Origin of the sequence: Salinivibrio kushneri (assembly GCF_005280275.1) — a bacterium.
In the GTDB taxonomy this organism is placed as follows: Bacteria; Pseudomonadota; Gammaproteobacteria; order Enterobacterales; family Vibrionaceae; genus Salinivibrio; species Salinivibrio kushneri.
Map to the genome: position 1 here is coordinate 801,330 of NZ_CP040021.1, position 17,729 is coordinate 819,058.

General features: G+C 52.0%; 16 protein-coding genes and 3 tRNA genes. 10 read left to right on the top strand and 9 right to left on the bottom strand.

All coding sequences use genetic code 11. The features are described 5' to 3' along the window. Positions 1 to 31: 31 nt before the first annotated feature. On the bottom strand, positions 32 to 1,456 hold the full coding sequence (miaB, locus tag FCN78_RS03895; RefSeq protein ID WP_046073700.1) for a tRNA (N6-isopentenyl adenosine(37)-C2)-methylthiotransferase MiaB: 1,425 nt from the start codon (positions 1,454 to 1,456) through the stop codon (positions 32 to 34). 283 nt (positions 1,457 to 1,739) lie between these two features. On the opposite strand from miaB, the gene FCN78_RS03900 reads away from it, so the two are divergent. Together FCN78_RS03900 and FCN78_RS03905 are read left to right on the top strand one after the other, a co-directional pair. Next, positions 1,740 to 2,900 (top strand): 2-octaprenyl-3-methyl-6-methoxy-1,4-benzoquinol hydroxylase, encoded by a 1,161-nt coding sequence (locus FCN78_RS03900; protein ID WP_077658812.1) that lies wholly within the window; start codon positions 1,740 to 1,742, stop codon positions 2,898 to 2,900. A 27-nt stretch (positions 2,901 to 2,927) separates the two neighbouring features. Further along, positions 2,928 to 3,539 (top strand): HAD family hydrolase, encoded by a 612-nt coding sequence (locus FCN78_RS03905; protein WP_077658813.1) that lies wholly within the window; start codon positions 2,928 to 2,930, stop codon positions 3,537 to 3,539. A gap of 61 nt (positions 3,540 to 3,600) precedes the next feature. On the opposite strand, the gene FCN78_RS03910 is transcribed toward FCN78_RS03905, so the two are convergent. The 8 genes from FCN78_RS03910 to lolB all read right to left on the bottom strand — a co-directional run bounded on the left by FCN78_RS03910 (position 3,601) and on the right by lolB (position 8,497). Continuing rightward, positions 3,601 to 3,675, bottom strand: a tRNA-Gln gene (locus FCN78_RS03910). A gap of 17 nt (positions 3,676 to 3,692) precedes the next feature. Continuing rightward, positions 3,693 to 3,779 (bottom strand) — tRNA-Leu (locus FCN78_RS03915). A 50-nt stretch (positions 3,780 to 3,829) separates the two neighbouring features. Next, a tRNA-Met gene (locus FCN78_RS03920) sits at positions 3,830 to 3,906 on the bottom strand. Between the two features lie 270 nt (positions 3,907 to 4,176). After that, positions 4,177 to 5,268 carry a redox-regulated ATPase YchF gene (ychF, locus tag FCN78_RS15825; protein ID WP_069361086.1) on the bottom strand — a complete coding sequence of 364 codons (1,092 nt, stop codon included), beginning with the start codon at positions 5,266 to 5,268 and terminating at the stop codon, positions 4,177 to 4,179. A 24-nt stretch (positions 5,269 to 5,292) separates the two neighbouring features. Next, positions 5,293 to 5,883, bottom strand: a complete 591-nt coding sequence (pth, locus tag FCN78_RS15830) for an aminoacyl-tRNA hydrolase (RefSeq protein ID WP_046073696.1) — start codon at positions 5,881 to 5,883, stop codon at positions 5,293 to 5,295. Positions 5,884 to 6,076: 193 nt separating this feature from the next. Continuing rightward, the gene (locus FCN78_RS03930) at positions 6,077 to 7,024 is read right to left on the bottom strand and encodes a ribose-phosphate pyrophosphokinase (RefSeq protein ID WP_046073862.1); all 948 of its coding nucleotides are present in this window, start codon (positions 7,022 to 7,024) and stop codon (positions 6,077 to 6,079) included. A 32-nt stretch (positions 7,025 to 7,056) separates the two neighbouring features. Beyond that, on the bottom strand, positions 7,057 to 7,914 hold the full coding sequence (ispE, locus tag FCN78_RS03935; protein ID WP_077658814.1) for a 4-(cytidine 5'-diphospho)-2-C-methyl-D-erythritol kinase: 858 nt from the start codon (positions 7,912 to 7,914) through the stop codon (positions 7,057 to 7,059). Continuing rightward, positions 7,907 to 8,497 (bottom strand): lipoprotein insertase outer membrane protein LolB, encoded by a 591-nt coding sequence (lolB, locus tag FCN78_RS03940; protein ID WP_077658815.1) that lies wholly within the window; start codon positions 8,495 to 8,497, stop codon positions 7,907 to 7,909. The genes ispE and lolB overlap by 8 nt, the downstream gene beginning before the upstream one ends. A gap of 298 nt (positions 8,498 to 8,795) precedes the next feature. Here lolB and hemA point away from each other — a divergent pair, with 298 nt between their 5' ends. The 8 genes from hemA to ushA all read left to right on the top strand — a co-directional run bounded on the left by hemA (position 8,796) and on the right by ushA (position 17,657). After that, entirely contained in the window at positions 8,796 to 10,055 is a 1,260-nt protein-coding gene (hemA, locus tag FCN78_RS03945) for a glutamyl-tRNA reductase (RefSeq protein WP_077658816.1), read from the top strand. Positions 10,056 to 10,066: 11 nt separating this feature from the next. Then, positions 10,067 to 11,155 (top strand): peptide chain release factor 1, encoded by a 1,089-nt coding sequence (prfA, locus tag FCN78_RS03950; protein ID WP_069361082.1) that lies wholly within the window; start codon positions 10,067 to 10,069, stop codon positions 11,153 to 11,155. Then, positions 11,155 to 12,000 (top strand): peptide chain release factor N(5)-glutamine methyltransferase, encoded by an 846-nt coding sequence (prmC, locus tag FCN78_RS03955; protein ID WP_077605528.1) that lies wholly within the window; start codon positions 11,155 to 11,157, stop codon positions 11,998 to 12,000. The genes prfA and prmC overlap by 1 nt, the downstream gene beginning before the upstream one ends. Before the next feature lie 31 nt (positions 12,001 to 12,031). After that, complete coding sequence (locus FCN78_RS03960) at positions 12,032 to 12,415, top strand: SirB2 family protein (protein ID WP_069361178.1); 384 nt, start codon at positions 12,032 to 12,034, stop codon at positions 12,413 to 12,415. 2 nt (positions 12,416 to 12,417) lie between these two features. Beyond that, complete coding sequence (locus FCN78_RS03965) at positions 12,418 to 13,227, top strand: SirB1 family protein (protein ID WP_077456901.1); 810 nt, start codon at positions 12,418 to 12,420, stop codon at positions 13,225 to 13,227. Between the two features lie 31 nt (positions 13,228 to 13,258). Beyond that, positions 13,259 to 14,110 (top strand): 3-deoxy-8-phosphooctulonate synthase, encoded by an 852-nt coding sequence (kdsA, locus tag FCN78_RS03970; RefSeq protein ID WP_069361079.1) that lies wholly within the window; start codon positions 13,259 to 13,261, stop codon positions 14,108 to 14,110. Positions 14,111 to 14,364: 254 nt separating this feature from the next. Then, positions 14,365 to 15,711, top strand: coding sequence for a Na+/H+ antiporter NhaC family protein (locus FCN78_RS03975; protein ID WP_077658883.1), 1,347 nt, complete (start codon positions 14,365 to 14,367; stop codon positions 15,709 to 15,711). 272 nt (positions 15,712 to 15,983) lie between these two features. Further along, a complete protein-coding gene (gene ushA, locus FCN78_RS03980; RefSeq protein ID WP_077658884.1) occupies positions 15,984 to 17,657 on the top strand; it encodes a bifunctional UDP-sugar hydrolase/5'-nucleotidase UshA in 1,674 nt (557 codons plus the stop codon). Positions 17,658 to 17,729 lie beyond the last annotated feature (72 nt).

Genomic DNA, 17,729 nt, shown 5'->3' on the forward strand with positions numbered 1-17,729 from the left:
GTTACCCGGCGCCGTTGAATTGATGAACGCGTTATGGCGTGAAAACACCAACACCAAGCTCGTTTTCGTTGCGCGTCTTCGCCATGATTTCGGTTGGCGAGACGGCGACACGCAAGTCCATATCTTTTTCGGTACGAACCAGCTCGCCGCGCAGCGAGTTTGGCATCACTTCAGTTATTTTGACGTCAACAAATTGGCCAATCAAATCGACAGAGCCTTCAAAGTTGACCACTCGGTTGTTCTCGGTACGACCACGCAACTCCATCAGATTTTTGCGTGATGGGCCTTCAACCAAGATACGTTGTTCGGTATCCAGCATCATGCGTGAATAGCGCATGGCTTGGCTGTTCACTTGTTGTTGCAAGCGGTATAAACGCTCTTTTTTCACTTGCTCTGGGGTATCGTCTGGCATATCTGCAGCCGGCGTGCCTGGACGAGACGAGTAAACAAAGCTAAAGCTCATATCGAAATCGACATCTTTAATCAATTTCATGGTCGCTTCAAAATCTTGCTCGGTTTCCCCCGGGAAGCCCACGATAAAGTCAGAGCTGATGGTGATATCCGGACGCGCCTGACGCAATTTACGGATTTTTGATTTGTACTCAATCGCCGTGTGCGGGCGTTTCATCATGGTCAAAATCCGATCTGAGCCGCTTTGTACCGGCAGGTGCAAGAAACTTGCAACCTCAGGGGTATCACGATACACCTCAATGATATCATCGGTAAATTCCACCGGATGGCTGGTGGTGTAACGGATACGGTCAATACCGTCAATGGCCGCGACATAACGCAGCAACTCTGCAAACGTGCACACATCACCGTCGTGAGTGTCGCCGCGGTAGGCGTTTACGTTTTGTCCCAACAGGTTCACTTCACGCACACCTTGTTCAGCCAGCTGTGCAATTTCGAACAATACGTCATCCAGCGGGCGGCTGACTTCTTCGCCACGGGTGTAAGGGACCACGCAGAACGTACAGTATTTTGAGCAGCCTTCCATAATTGAGACGAAGGCGGTCGGCCCTTCTGCACGAGGCTCAGGCAGACGATCGAATTTTTCGATCTCTGGGAACGTAATGTCCATCACTGGCGCATGATCCGAGCGTGACTGCTTGATCATCTCTGGCAGGCGGTGCAAGGTCTGTGGGCCAAAAATCACATCCACATAAGGCGCACGCTCACGAATATGGTCGCCTTCTTGAGTTGCCACACAGCCACCGACGCCGATCACCAGCTCTGGGTTTTTGTCTTTGAGGGTTTTCCAACGCCCGAGTTGATGGAATACCTTTTCTTGTGCCTTTTCTCGAATCGAGCAAGTATTGAGAAGGAGAACGTCTGCGTCTTCTGGTTGTTCGGTCAGCTCATAGCCACCGGCAGAATTGAGCAGATCTGCCATTTTGGATGAGTCATACTCATTCATTTGGCAACCCCAGGTTTTGATCAGCAGTTTCTTAGCCATGTAACTTCACGCTCATTGTTAATCTTATGGACGACATTACCCTTTCAAGCTGTATGGTTTTTAATCAGTCAATCAGCTTGGCAAGCCGCGTATTGTACTGCTTTCCAATATCGCTGACCAGATCACAGGTTCGGAGAAATCATGTCGATCTGGCTAAACGTTTGAGCGGCCGCGACAAAGGCCCGCTCGGAAAAGCGAATTCGCCCTCACTTTGATCGGATTGATATCGAATTCTCGTTTACCTTCAGTAGAATGCTTGCATCAACGGCACAAAGAGACGGTCATGAATCAATTTGAAGTTATTATAGTCGGCGGTGGCATGGTTGGCGCCGCGGCGGCACTTGGGCTTGCTCGCCAAGGTCGCCAGGTGGCGTTAATTGAGCGCCAGCCCCCTGAGCCTTTTGAACCTTCACAACCGATGGATTTGCGCGTTTCGGCGATTTCTCAGGCATCGGTGAGCTTGCTCAAGGATCTCGGTGCGTGGGCCAGTGTTGAAGCCATGCGTGTTTGCCCGTATCGCCGCCTAGAAACTTGGGAAGCGGAAGACAGCCGTGTGTGTTTCAGTGCTGACCAACTCGACTTGCCACAATTAGGATATATGGTCGAGAACCGCTTGATTCAACTTGGTCTGTGGCAACAGTTTGCTCGTTTTGACAATTTGCACCTCGTCTCACCGGCCTCGATCACGGGTATGATGCAGGCGGGCGAGCTGCATCAAGTCCAATTAGAGAGTGGTGACACCCTGAGTGCCCCTTGGCTTATCGGCGCGGATGGTGCCCACTCCAAAGTGCGAGACTACGCGAAAATCGGTCTCACTAGCTGGGATTATCGTCAGCATTGCATGCTCATCCATGTCGAAACCGCTGCGCCCCAACAAGACATTACCTGGCAGCAGTTTTTCCCCTCCGGACCACGCTCGCTGTTGCCGCTTTGTGGCCACAATGCCTCGCTAGTGTGGTATGACAGCCCAGCGAGAATTCAACACTTGTGTCAGCTTAATGCCGAACAGCTTAAAGCCGAGATAGTGAGCCATTTCCCACCACAAGTGGGCGACGTCACCCCAATCAACTGGGGCGCGTTTCCACTGACACGTCGTCATGCTCAGCAGTACCATCGTAATGGGGTCGTAGTGATTGGTGATGCCGCCCACACCATTAACCCGCTGGCAGGGCAAGGGGTGAACTTAGGCTTTAAAGACGTCGCTGCACTGCTGGATGCCTGTGCCGATGCGGGCGCAGAATGGCAAGCGGAGTCAACGTTAAAGGTATACGAAAAAGCACGCCGTACGGATAACATGATGATGCAAACCGGAATGGATGTGTTTTATACCGCGTTCAGTAACCAAGTGACGCCTTTAAAACTAGCACGTAATGCGGTGTTTAAACTGGCTGAACACAGTGGCCCGGTGAAAACGCAGGTGTTGAAGTATGCTCTAGGGCTTTAGTCTTGGTGACAAGAACAAGGACGTGATATGGCTAACTACCAGAACATTATTTTTGATATTGGCAATGTGATCGTGCGTTGGTCACCAGAAGAAATTATCCGTTTAACCTTAGGGGACGCGGCGGATGCCGACGCGCATGCCAATCAAATCTTCCAGAGCGATACCTGGCAAGCGCTGAATCGTGGCACGCTCACCGAGGCGCAAGCCAAGCAGCGTTTTGCCGATGACACGGCGCTAAGCCCCGCGCAGCTTGAGGCGCTGTTTTATTACATCAAACAGACTCAGATTTGTCTTTACGGCAGTGTTGATTTGCTTCGCTCGGCCAAAGAGGCCGGATACGGGGTTTATTCGTTAACCGATAATGTGCGCGAAATCGTGGCGTTCTTAAAACAGCGCTATACGTTTTGGTCACTGTTTGATGGTGCGATTGTGTCAGCGGAAGTGGGCTGTTTGAAACCCGAGCCCGCCATCTATCAACGCTTGTTGGATGATTACCATCTCGACCCAGCTTCTTGCGTGTTTTTGGATGACAAAGTCGCGAACGTCGAAGGCGCGAAAGCGCTGGGCATGGCGGGCATCCCCTTTACCGATGCACAGCAAGGTCGCGCCGAACTCGCCAAGCTGGGGATTGTGATTTAACGGATGCGGTAAACATGAACGCTAAACGCAAAAAAGCCCACATGATGTGGGCTTTTTAATATGGCTGGGGTACCAGGATTCGAACCTGGGAATGACGAGATCAAAACCCGTTGCCTTACCGCTTGGCGATACCCCAGTAGGCGTTGCCTAACTTGGTGCGGAGAGAGGGACTTGAACCCTCACGTCCTTTCGGACACTAGCACCTGAAGCTAGCGCGTCTACCAATTCCGCCACCTCCGCAAAAGGTGGGTAACTCGGCAATAAAAACGCTGCCAAATTACAAAAATAAATGGTGGCTACGACGGGATTCGAACCTGTGACCCCATCATTATGAGTGATGTGCTCTAACCAACTGAGCTACGTAGCCACGCTGTAAGGCGAAAGCCTTAAGACGGAACGGATTATGCGGATCGAGAGCTAGAGCGTCAAGTATGGCTGGCCATTTTTTTATTATTTTCATCTCGTTGGCTGCATTATTCACCAGTTTGTGCTGGTTTTGCCAACAATATGCGCCCAAGGCTTACGCTTAGCCTGTGGTTAGCGCGATTCAAATAAAAAAAAGCCAGCCCGCAGGCTGGCTCAAAATCAATAGGGTGGGGTCTCGACAACACACCCAGAGGGGCTTAACGCTTGCGCGTTAAACGTTGAAACGGAAGTGAATGACATCGCCGTCTTTAACAATGTACTCTTTGCCTTCCAGACGCCACTTACCGGCATCTTTGGCACCGCTTTCGCCATTGTTAGCAATGTAATCATCATAGCCAACCACTTCGGCGCGGATAAAGCCTTTTTCAAAGTCGGTGTGGATTTTACCTGCCGCTTGTGGCGCGGTAGAGCCGATCGGCACCGTCCAAGCACGCACTTCTTTCACCCCTGCGGTGAAATAGGTATGCAAGGTTAGCAGCTCGTAACCGGCGCGAATGACGCGGTTTAGGCCCGGCTCTTCTAGACCCATTTCATCTAAGAACGCGGCCGCTTCTTCGGCGTCCAGCTCGGCAATTTCGCCTTCAATTTCCGCACACACAGCCACCACGGTCGCGCCTTCTTTAGCGGCGATGTCGCGGACTTGGTCCAAGTACGGGTTGTTTTCAAAGCCATCGTCGTTGACGTTGGCAATGTACATGGTGGGCTTGAGCGTCAAGAAGTTGAGGTATTGCACCGCCGCTTCTTCTTCTTTGCTCAACTCGACCGAGCGCAACATGTTGCCTTCTTCTAGTACAGGCAGCAGTTTTTCCAATACCGTCAGCTCAAACTTGGCGTCTTTGTCGCCGCCTTTGGCTTTTTTAGCGTTGCGCTGCATCGCGCGCTCACAGCTTTCTAGGTCGGCGAGCGCCAGTTCGGTGTTAATCACGGCAATGTCATCAGCAGGATCGACTTTGCCCGACACATGAACAATATTGTCATTCTCAAAACAGCGCACCACATGGCCAATGGCGTCGGTTTCACGGATGTTGGCCAGGAATTTGTTACCCAGGCCCTCACCGCGTGATGCACCCGCGACCAAACCGGCGATATCGACAAACTCCATGGTGGTCGGTAGCACTTTTTGTGGGTTCACAATCTTGGCTAACGCATCCAAGCGTAAGTCAGGCACAGGCACCACGCCCGTGTTTGGCTCGATGGTACAAAATGGAAAGTTAGCGGCGTCAATGCCCGCTTTGGTCAGTGCGTTAAATAGTGTGGATTTACCTACGTTTGGTAGGCCCACGATGCCACATTTAAAACCCATGAGATGGTAACCCTTTAATCAAAATTACTGTGCTTTGAAGGTATGTAAACGATTTTGCGCTTTAGCAAGATCGTCTTTGAGCAGTATTTCAAGGCTGCGAACCGCCTCATCAGTGGCCTGTTCTAACAGACTCTGCTCATTGGCGGGGGCTTTGGTAAGCACATATCCCGCCACCTTATCCTTGTGACCCGGATGGCCAACACCAATCCGAAGTCGATAAAATGATTTATCATTTGCCAGTTTGCTGATGATGTCACGCAGGCCATTATGGCCACCGTGCCCACCACCTTGTTTAAACTTGGCCACACCGGGTGGTAAGTCTAGTTCGTCATGCGCCACCATGATGGCGTCGACGGGAATATTGTAAAAGTTCGCCAGTGCTTGCACGGCCTTCCCGGACAAATTCATGTACGTGGTTGGGATCAACAAACGCAGATCTTGCCCGTGGACATTGATACGGCCCGTCAAACCAAAGAATTTCTTTTCTTCTTTTAACGGTGCATTGTGGATCCGCGCAAGCTCTTGCACGACCCAAGCGCCCGCGTTGTGGCGTGTTTGGGCATATTCTGGCCCTGGATTGGCCAATCCAACTAGTAAGCGGATCTGATTACTCACGACGTTTCTCGCTATCTGTCTACTCATCGTAGCCGGTGAGCATCGCGCCCACGCAAAAAGGCGACATATCCTACCATTGTTGTGACTAAAGGGTCGAGCCAGCACCGGTAAATGGCCGATAAAAAAACACCCTGCACAAAGGCAGGGCGCTTAGGCGCGGTTGCTGTGGCTAACTCAATGCCTAGTGGCTAACTTACGAGTTAAACATCGCAGAGATAGACTCTTCGTTGCTGATACGGCGAATTGCTTCGGCCAGCATGCCAGAGAGCGTTAATTGCGATACGCGGCCAGTGGCCTGGATCTCGGCGCTCAGTGGGGTAGAGTCAGTCACCACGATTTCATCAATCACAGACTCAGCGATATTCTTCGGAGCATCGCCAGAGAAAACGGGGTGAGTCGCGTAAGCGAAGACGCGCTTAGCGCCGCGGTTTTTCAACGCTTCGGCCGCTTTACACAGGGTGCCACCGGTATCAATCATGTCATCAACGATGATGCAGTCACGCCCTTCAACATCGCCAATCAAGTGCATAACCTGTGAGACGTTGGCACGTGGACGGCGCTTGTCGATAATCGCGATGTCAGTGTCATCCAGCAGCTTCGCAGTGGCACGCGCGCGGACAACGCCGCCAATGTCAGGAGACACAACCACAGGGTCTTCCAGGTTCTTCGCCAGCATGTCTTCAAGCAGAACAGGGGTACCAAAGATGTTATCGACCGGTACGTCGAAGAAGCCTTGGATTTGTTCAGCGTGGAGATCAACGGTCAGGACGCGGTCAACACCCACGTTAGAAAGGAAATCTGCAATGACTTTTGCGGTGATAGGAACACGAGAGGAGCGGACGCGGCGGTCTTGACGGGCATAACCAAAGTAAGGGATCACAGCGGTTATGCGGCCAGCCGATGCACGTCGAAACGCGTCTATCATAACGACCAGTTCCATTAAGTTGTCATTGGTCGGGGCGCAGGTGGACTGGAGGACGAACACGTCACTACCGCGCACATTCTCGTTAATCTGAACGCACACTTCACCGTCAGAAAAACGGCCTACAGTGGCGTCACCCAGTGACATGTAAAGACGGTTTGCGATACGTTGGGCGAGAACGGGTGTCGCGTTACCAGCGAACAGCTTCATATCAGGCACGGTGGAAACCTCGGGTTGCATCCATTTAGTAGTCACTGACCGACGGTTTGTTGCTGCAGCACATCAAGTAGGGGTGAACGATTCAACCCACGTGCAACAAACCCTGTCAGCCAGTTAGGCATAGTGTCGAGTGTGGCCTGGGCATCTTGTGCAGTGTCAAACTCGGCAAACACGCACGCGCCTGTCCCAGTCATCCTAGACGGCGCGTATTCTAGCAGCCACGAAACAGCCTTATCAACCTCGGGGAATTGTTTACGGGCTATCTTTTCGCAATCGTTTTCGTATTTTTGTGCCATAAGCGCAGAAACTGTGCGCTTTGGCGTGTTTCGTTGCAACTGAGGGTGAGTGAAAATGGCTGCGGTGGAAATAGACACGTCAGGCTTCACCACCAAGTAGTATTTCTCGCGTGGCGCAACGGGCGTAAAGACTTCTCCAATGCCTTCAGCCACTGCCGCCTGCCCATAAATGAAAATCGGCACATCGGCACCTAGCGTCAGGCCGAGTTGCGCCAGCGTTTGTTGGCTTACTTGGGTTTGCCACAAATGATTGAGTGCAACCAGCGTGGTGGCCGCATCGGATGACCCACCGCCCAGACCGCCGCCCATGGGGAGACGTTTTTCCACATCGATGTGCGCGCCTTGTTGGCATCCTGTATGCTGCTGCAACGCTTTCGCGGCTTTGACAATCAAGTTGTCGTTTTCACTGACCCCCTCTATCGCGGGACTGAGGCTGATCGTGCCACTCGCGTTCGGCGTAATAGCTAGTGTGTCGCCATGGTCGAGAAACTGAAACAGGGTTTGCAGCTCATGATAACCATTGTCGCGACGGCCGGTGATGTAGAGAAATAAGTTAAGTTTGGCAGGCGCGGGCCAAAAGGTGGGTTCAGTCATTATCGAGCGTCCAATCAGAAATCATCAATTTAACGGTTTGCTGGTCTCGGGTCAGGGTAATACGTGTGGGGAGCGCAGGCTGCGTGTCAGCGCTGTAGTCTTGATAGTCAATGTCCCAGCCTTGCGCCCCGTTGAGGGTCGCAACACGGTTATCTGACCCCAGCGAAAAGCTATCTTGTGCGCGTGGTAGTCCAATGAGCCAAGGGGCAAGCGCGTCGATAGGTAAGTGTGCCCCAGTCAAATAGGCGACCAAACGGGCCGGATCGGTATCTTGATAGCGATCACCTTGGTCATCAATTAAGACCGCACCTTGTTCATTCATGGTTAACGACAGCAAGGTGGTGCCGAGAAAGTTGGTGAGCCGCAGTTGAGATTGGGCGGGCGAATACCGCCAGTACAAATTGGCAGAAAAACGTGTGCTCGGGGCAATAAACGCGACCTTACCCCGTGCGGTGTAGCTATCCACCGATACCAAGGCGTCGCGATGACTCTGCCACTCAGTCGTGGGGGCTGGGGCAGTGGCACACCCCGCTAGTAGCGTTAAAAACAGTGCCAAGACGCTCACGCGTATAGAGGAGAACATCAAACCGAGTATCCTTTTTGTTTTCGTCAACCGACCGCTTGTTGTCGTTCGCCGACTCCAATCGCTGTGTAACGCTACTTTGCCACAAGCGCCGGACGGAGAGAAGCCAGTCAAGCGCTTGGTTGTGTGGAGGAAATAAAGGCATGTTAGCTGTTGTATACCTTTACATCGATTTCGCGAGGCTTCACATTTCCGTGCCACGAAAATGCTGCGATACAATGTTCGCTTTAATTCGCGGGGGGCATCAAGTAAAATCCTCCGCTCCAATCCTTACTGGTGCTGTCGGTAACAACGCTTCATGAGCCTGTTAGTTCTCGGAATTAATCACAAAACGGCCCCCGTCGAGCTGCGGGAAAAGGTCGCCTTTTCGCCGCAACAACTTGAGCAGGCGTTAGGGCAGCTTTCCGAGCATCCACAGGTGCGCAGTTGCGTGATCGTTTCAACCTGCAACCGCACTGAGATTTATGCGGAGCTAAATCAGCCGGGTGTTGGGGTATTAGTGGAATGGCTAACGCGCTTTCATCAGCTCAGTAGCGATAGCCTGATGGCCAGCATTTATTACCATGAAGAGCAATCTGCGGTGAAGCATCTGATGCGGGTAGCCTGCGGGTTAGACTCCTTGGTGTTAGGCGAGCCGCAAATATTGGGGCAGGTCAAGCAAGCGTACGCCAGTGCCGGGAAAGCGGGAATGATTTCTGGCTCATTGGAGAAATTGTTTCATAAAACCTTTGCAGTGGCGAAGCGGATCCGCACCGAGACCGAGATTGGCGGCAATGCGGTATCAGTGGCTTTTGCCGCTTGCACATTGGCGCGCCAAATTTTTGAGTCGTTATCGGACGTGACAACCTTGCTAGTGGGCGCCGGCGAGACCATTGAGCTGGTGGCCAGGCATTTAAAAGAGCATCAATGCAGTCAAATTATATTTGCTAACCGCACACAATCACGCGCGCAGGCACTTGCCGAACAATTTGACGCCAAGATGTCGGGGCTTGAGGCGCTTCCAGAGCAACTCTGCCAGGCCGACATCGTGATTAGCTCGACGGCCGCGCCCATGCCATTGATTGAAAAGGCGATGGTCGAAAAAGCCTTGAAACAGCGGCGTCATCAACCCATGTTGCTGATTGATATTGCTGTCCCGCGTGACATTGATGAAAACGTGGGCAGTCTCGCGGATGCGTACCTATACAGCGTGGATGACTTACAGTCGATTGTGGAGCACAACCGCGAGCAGCGAAAGTTAGCGGCGATTCAGGCCGAAGCGATTGTGACCGAAGAAAGTGCTGATTTTATGCGCTGGCTGCGCTCACGCGAAGCGGTAGACAGTATCAAGCAGTACCGCACACAGTCTGAACACATTAAACAGGCGGAATTGGAGCAAAGTATTCAGGCTCTAGCCAATGGTGCTGACGCAGAGAGCGTATTACGCCAGCTGAGTAACCGCCTGACCAATAAACTGATCCACCCCCCCACGCAGGCGATGCAGCAAGCTGCACAAAATGGTGAGCCGGATAAACTGGCGGTGATGCGTGTTTGTTTGGGGCTGGACAGTGACAACTAACGAAGAGATATATGAAAGCATCAATATTAGCCAAGCTAGAGTCGCTATCTGAGCGTTACGAAGAAGTTCAGCACCTGCTCGGCACCCCAGATATCATTAATGATCAGAACAAATTCCGCGCGTTGTCGAAAGAGTATTCGCAGCTGGAAGAGGTGATCAAGTGCTTTACTGAGTTCAAGCAAGCGCAAGAAGACTTGGCGGCTGCCCAAGAGATGGCCAACGAAGATGACGCAGAGATGCGTGAAATGGCGCAAGAGGAAGTCGCGCAGGCTGAACAAACCATTGAGTCACTGACCGATCAGCTCCAGATTTTGCTATTGCCGAAAGATCCGAACGATGACCGCAATTGTTTCCTAGAAATTCGCGCCGGTGCCGGTGGGGATGAAGCCGGGATTTTTGCCGGGGATTTATTCCGCATGTATAGCCGTTATGCTGAGCAGCGCGGCTGGAAACTGGAAATTATTAGTGCCAGTGAAGGGGAGCACGGCGGCTTTAAAGAAGTGATTGCCCGTGTTGCTGGAGAAGGTGCGTATGGTGTGCTCAAGTTTGAATCTGGCGGCCATCGCGTGCAGCGCGTGCCCGCAACAGAATCACAAGGGCGCGTGCATACCTCGGCCTGTACTGTGGCGATTTTGCCAGAAATCCCAGAAGCGGAAGCGCCAGAGATTAACCCAGCCGATCTGAAAGTTGATACCTTCCGTGCATCCGGTGCCGGTGGTCAGCACGTCAACACCACAGATTCTGCCATTCGTATTACTCACTTGCCGACTGGCACTGTGGTGGAATGTCAGGATGAGCGCTCACAACACAAAAACCGCGCCAAAGCGATGTCGGTACTGGCAGCACGCTTGATTAAAGCGGAAGAAGAAAAGCGCGCCGCAGAAGAAGCGTCAACGCGCCGTAACCTGCTGGGCTCGGGTGACCGCTCAGACCGTATTCGCACCTACAATTATCCGCAAGGGCGGGTATCGGATCACCGAATCAACCTGACCTTGTATCGTCTCGACGATGTCATGCAAGGTGACCTGGATAGCCTGGTCGACCCGGTGATTCAAGAGCACCAAGCCGACCAACTTGCCGCCTTGTCTGAGCAGCAATAATGACAGCGACGATCAGCGCATTACTGGCCGATAGCACCACAGAGCTGACCGCTTTATCGGGCGGCGCTGCAGGCGTCGACGTTAGGGCGTTGCTCTGCCATGTGTTAGGACAACCAAGCAGTTACCTTTATACCTGGCCAGAGCGCAAACTCACCGCCGCACAATTAGCGCAATTTCGTCAGTTGTTTGCTCGTCGTCTACAAGGCGAGCCCGTGGCGTATATTTTGGGTTACCGCGATTTTTGGACCTTACGACTCAATGTGTCACCGACCACCTTGATCCCGCGCCCTGAAACCGAGCTGCTGGTGGAACAAGCGCTGGCCGTGTTGCCTGCCACGCCTTGCCGTGTGCTGGATTTAGGCACCGGAACGGGGGCTGTGGCTTTAGCCATTGCCAGCGAGCGGCCTGATGTCACCGTTGTGGGCGTTGATCTGATGCCTGAAGCGGTTGCCTTGGCAAGCCGAAATGCGCACGACAACCACCTCTCAAACGCCCACTTTATTCAAAGCGACTGGTTCAGCGCACTCAGTGATATGAATCGGTTTGAGGTGATTGTGAGTAACCCACCGTATATTGACGGCGATGATCCACACCTTCAGCAAGGCGATGTCCGCTTTGAACCCGCCAGTGCTTTGGTCGCCGAAGAAAGTGGCTTAGCCGCGATTCGTCACATCGGCCAAACCGCACCCACGTATCTGGTCGATGGGGGCTGGTTGATGGTCGAGCATGGTTATAACCAAGGCGAAGCGGTCCGGGCGGCATGGAAAGACGCCGGCTGGCCCGATGCCAAAACCCAACAAGATTACGCTGGGCTCGATAGAATCACCTTGGCACAGCGACTTTAACTGACACTGATAGGAAGCAGGAATCGTTATGATCTACATGGCCCTTAAGCACACCCACTTACTTACCGTGGTGTTAAGCCTTTCGTTATTCGTTATCCGATTTGTCTGGGTGATGCGTGGCAGTGAGATGATGAATAAAAAATGGGTCAAGGTCACCCCGCATGTGGTCGATACCCTATTACTAAGCACCGGTGTGGCGCTGATTTTTGTGACCGGGTTTATTCCCTTCACCGAATCCGGCGCGTGGCTGACAGAAAAGCTGACCTGTGTCTTAGCTTACATTGCCTTGGGCTTTGTCGCCTTGCACTACAGCCGAGGCAAACTGTTCCGCACTGTGGCCTTTTTAGGCGCATTAGGGTGGGCCTATGCCGCGGCGAACCTTGCACTACTCAAAGTTCCTCACGTAATGGGATAAACATGATGCCATTAACCGATCAACAATTAGACACGCTCACACTGGCAGAAGGGGCGGCGACTCTGAACCATGCCATCGACTCGTCAGTCGATGTGCATCAGATTAAAGCGTCGCTGGATCGCCTTGCCGACGAAGCCGAGCACCAGCTTGGTGCCGAGCCCGATATGGCATTACGACTGGATGGCCTGTGTCGTCTTTTTTATCACCAGTGGCAATTTAAAGGCGACATCGAGCAGTACTTTTCATCGGATAATGTCTTTATTAATAAGGTGTTAGAGCGTAAAACTGGGATCCCAGCTTCATTGGGCGCTGTCTTCTTATACCTGTGCGAGCGCTTGTCGCTGCCGGTTAAGCCAATGGCGTTCCCCAGCCAGCTGGTGCTGCGTATTGATGAGTTAGAGGACGCCCCCGTTTTCATCAACCCGTTTAACGGCGAACGGGTTAACGAGCGCATTTTGCGTGGCTGGCTCAAAGGAAGCCAAGGCCCACTTGCCGAGCTTGAAGCGTCGCACTTGCAGCCAAGTGACAACCCCACCATTATCGGTCGTTGGCTTACTGTGGCGAAAAGTGCGCTATTACGGGAAGAAAAATACGCCATGGCGCTGCGTTGTAGTGAGCTTGCGCTAACCTTTAGCCCTGATGATCCTTACGAGATTCGCGACCGCGGCTATATTTTCCAACAACTGGATTGCGATCGTGTGGCGGCGACTGATTACGAGTATTTTATTGAGCAATGCCCGGATGATCCGGCAGCAGAGCTGCTAAAAATGCAAGTAAAAGCGCTTAACGAAGAGCAACCGACGTTACATTGATGCGTGATCACGCATGACTAAGGATACCTGTATGACGCAAAAAACCGTCCACATTGGTGACACTCCTGTTGCCAACGATCGCCCGTTTACCTTGTTTGCTGGCATGAACGTGCTGGAATCACGCGATTTGGCCATGCAAATTTGTGAGCATTACGTCAAGGTGACCGACAAGCTTGGCATTCCCTATGTTTTCAAAGCTTCATTCGACAAAGCGAACCGCTCATCAGTGCATTCTTACCGTGGCCCGGGCATGGAAGAGGGGCTCAAGATCTTTGAAGAGCTAAAAAGCACTTTCGGCGTCAAAGTGATTACTGACATCCACGAGCAATATCAAGCGGCACCGGTAGCGGAAGTAGCAGATGTGATCCAGTTGCCCGCCTTCTTAGCGCGCCAAACCGACTTGGTTGAAGCCATGGCCAAAACCGATGCGGTGATCAACGTTAAAAAACCCCAGTTTATGAGCCCTGGCCAAGTCGGCAACATCGTCGACAAATTTGCCGAGTGCGGCAACGAGAAGGTGATCTTGTGTGAGCGTGGTAGCTGCCACGGTTACGATAACTTGGTGGTGGATATGCTCGGCTTTGATGTGATGAAAAAGGCCTCTAACGGCAGCCCGATCATCTTTGATGTCACCCACGCGCTGCAATGTCGTGATCCACAAGGCGCGGCGTCTGGTGGCCGCCGTCAGCAAACGGTTGATCTAGCCCGTGCGGGTTTAGGCACCAAAATTGCTGGTTTGTTTATCGAAGCACACCCAGACCCAGACAATGCCCGTTGTGATGGCCCGTCAGCGCTACCGCTAGACAAACTCGAGCCTTTCCTCGCACAAATGAAAGCGCTGGATGATGTGATTAAAAACTTTGAAGAGATTGATATCCGCTAATTAGCGGTCGATCGATACCGATAAGAAAGCTGCCGAAATGGCAGCTTTTTTTGTCTGTATTGAAACACAATAGGTCAGCCAGTGACGGGCGCGGTTCCTAGGATAAAAGGGAAGGTCAGCTGTTGCTGAGTAATGAGTCAGCAATCTAGACAAGCAATCAAGATATTTAGATGTTTAGACGTCCATTTGTTGACTGGACGGCTAGAGGTCTGTATCTTGATCACAGTTTTAAAAGAGGTATGAAAAAAACTGCCATGACAACATCAGCAAACACCGCACCGCGGCCCTCGGCGCTCGCACTTCTCCCGCTACTTTTATTTTTAACCCTTTTTATCGGAGCGGGGGTGTATTTTACTCTAGAAGGTGCGGACTACGCGTTTTATCAGCTTCCTGCGCACGTCGCTATTCTGCCTGCAGTGATCCTGGCCATTGGCTTGAGCCGTGAGCGCCTGAACACCGCCATTGAACAATTTATTCGCGGTATGGGACACGGCGACATTATTGCTATGTGCTTAATTTATCTGCTCGCCGGTGCTTTTTCCGCGGTCGCCGATGCCACGGGTGGGGTAGAGGCCACGGTCAATCTGGGACTGACCCTGATCCCAGAGAGCTTGATCTTACCCGGACTATTTGTGATTGCGGCGTTTATCTCTACGGCAATGGGCACCTCGATGGGCACCATTGCCGCATTAGCGCCTTTTGCATTGAATATGGCGACAGCCACGGGGCAGGCACCGGCGGTGATGGCCGGTGTACTGCTAAGCGGGGCGATGTTTGGTGATAACCTTTCTTTTATCTCTGACACCACCATCGCTGCGACGCGCTCACAAGGCTGTAGCATGCGTGACAAGTTCAAAGAGAACGTGGGGATAGCCATTCCCGCCGCCATCGCCGCGATTATTCTGTTTGTATTTAACAACCAAAGCGCACCCGTCGACGCACCAGAGAGCATTAACTATCTGGCGGTATTACCCTATTTGTCGATCATTGTATTGGCGCTGGCGGGATTAAACGTGTTTGTGGTGCTCACCGCTGGGATTGCCTTGGCGCTGTGTGTGGGGTTAATGAGCACCCCTGACTTCACGTTGCTGACCTTCAGCCAAGAGGTCAAAGCAGGTTTTGCCAGCATGCAAGAAATCTTTGTCTTGTCGCTGATGATTGGCGGGATCGCCGAGCTGATGCGTTGCCAAGGTGGGCTGAGCTTTTTGACCCAGGCGGTGAATCGGGTGATCGCTCGGTTTGAAAAAAAACGTGGCTCGCATCACTCCCGCGCGAGTGAATTTGGTATCGCCTTGTTAGTGTCTTTTTCTAACTTGTGTACCGCCAACAACACGGTTGCGATTGTGGTCTCTGGGCAAGTGGCGAAAAACATCGCCAGTGAGCACGCGGTGCTGGCCAAACGCAGTGCCAGCTTGTTGGATATCTTTTCCTGCGTGGTACAAGGCCTGATCCCTTATGGCGCACAAATCCTGCTCCTCGGTGCCAGCTTTGGCTTGTCGCCGTTGGTGATTGTTAGCCACTCTTACTATTGTTTCTTCCTCGCCGCGTCGGCATTGATTGCGGTGATTAGCCGCCGATGGTGGCAAGCGCGTCGCGCTTAATCGCCATGGTTGACACATCACGGCGCTGTCTTTTCTTGTCTAGATAGGTAAGCAAAGGCTGCGCCGTTTTTGATCTGTCTAGAGTTCAGACTCTATAAATTTTGTCTCGATCACCAAAGTCGCCTTGCCTAAGCGTTGTAAGGTGATCGCAGCAACAAAAATATGAAATCACTCAGCACCATAGCATCAATTCTTTTAGACTAGACAGCGTTTTATAACCACCGACAATGATGTCGATGGTGGTTTATCCATCGCTAAAAAGGTCTATGATCATGAAGGAACGTCTTTGTTTAAAGGCAGCGGTCAGCGCTGCATTAATTGCCTCATTGGCAGGCTGTGCCAACTCTGGTTCAGAGACACAAGAGCAAGGTTGGGCGCCAGATACTACTTATAAACTCACCATTCTTCATACCAACGATCACCACGGTCGTTTCTGGCACAACCGCTATGGCGAATACGGCATGGCAGCACGTAAAACCTTGATTGATGATCTGCGCGCAGAAGCCAAAGCGGAAGGCAGCGAAGTACTGCTCCTGTCGGGCGGCGACATCAACACGGGCGTACCAGAGTCAGATTTGCTGCAAGCGGAGCCTGATTTTAAAGGGATGACTCAAATTGGTTACGATGCAATGGCCATTGGTAACCATGAGTTCGATAACCCGCTCAGCGTGCTTGAACAGCAAATGCAGTGGGCTGACTTCCCGATGCTTTCTGCCAACATTTACGACAAAGAAACCGGTGAGCGTAAGTATCAGGCTTACGAGATGTTTGAGCGCAATGGGTTGAAAATTGCGGTTGTGGGTCTGACCACCGAAGACACGGCCAAAATCGGTAACCCAGAATACATTGGTTCTCTCGACTTCCGCGACCCGAAAGCCGAAGCGAAAAAAGTGATCGCCAAGCTGAAAGAAACCGAGAAGCCCGACATCATTATCGCCGCGACCCATATGGGTCACTACGCCGACGGTAAGAGCGGCGTGAATGCCCCAGGCGATGTGGCGCTAGCACGTTACATGGATGACGGTGACCTCGACCTTATCATCGGCGGCCACTCACAAGAGCCTGTGTGTATGGAAGGCCCGAACATGTATAACAAGACCTTCGAGCCTGGGGATGCATGTACGCCAGACCAACAAAATGGCGCGTGGATTATGCAAGCTCACGAATGGGGTAAGTATGTCGGTAAAGCGGAATTTGAATTCCAAAACGGCGACCTTAGCCTGGTTAGCTATGACCTGATCCCGGTTAACCTGAAGAAGAAAATTAAGGTTGATGGCGAGAAAAAACGCGTCTTTATTCAAGATGAAATTGAAAAAGACCAAGCGCTGTATGACTTCTTGAAGCCTTACCAAGACAAAGGGCAAGAAAAGCTGAGCGTGAAAATTGCCGAGAGCAACGGCAAGCTAGTGGGCGATCGCAACATTGTGCGCTTCCAGCAGACTAACCTAGGTCGTCTGATTGCCACCGCTCATATGGAACGCGCCAAAGCAGACTTTGCGGTCATGAACTCAGGCGGTGTGCGTGACTCTATCATTGCCGGTGACATCACCTATAAAGACGTGCTCAAAGTGCAGCCGTTTGGCAATATGGTCACCTATACCGACATGAGCGGTAAAGAAGTGATGGATTACCTGAATGTGGTGGGAACCAAGCCAGTTGATTCGGGTGCTTACGCGCAATTTGCGGGTCTGTCGATGGTCGTTGAAGACGGTAAAGTCCATGACGTGAAGATTGGCGGTGAGCCCATTGATATGGATAAAACCTATCGCTTCACCGTGCCAAGCTTTAACGCTGCAGGCGGCGACGGCTATCCAAAACTGACTAATCACCCTGGTAACGTCAATACTGGCTTTGTTGATGCAGAAGTATTGAAAGACTATCTGGAAGCCAACAGCCCAATCGATGTTAATGACTATGCGCCACAAGGCGAGATCGTTTACAAATAAATGGCTGTAAGATTGTCAGAACAAAAAGCGGTACCGATGCGGTGCCGCTTTTTTTATGTAATCATTAGTGAC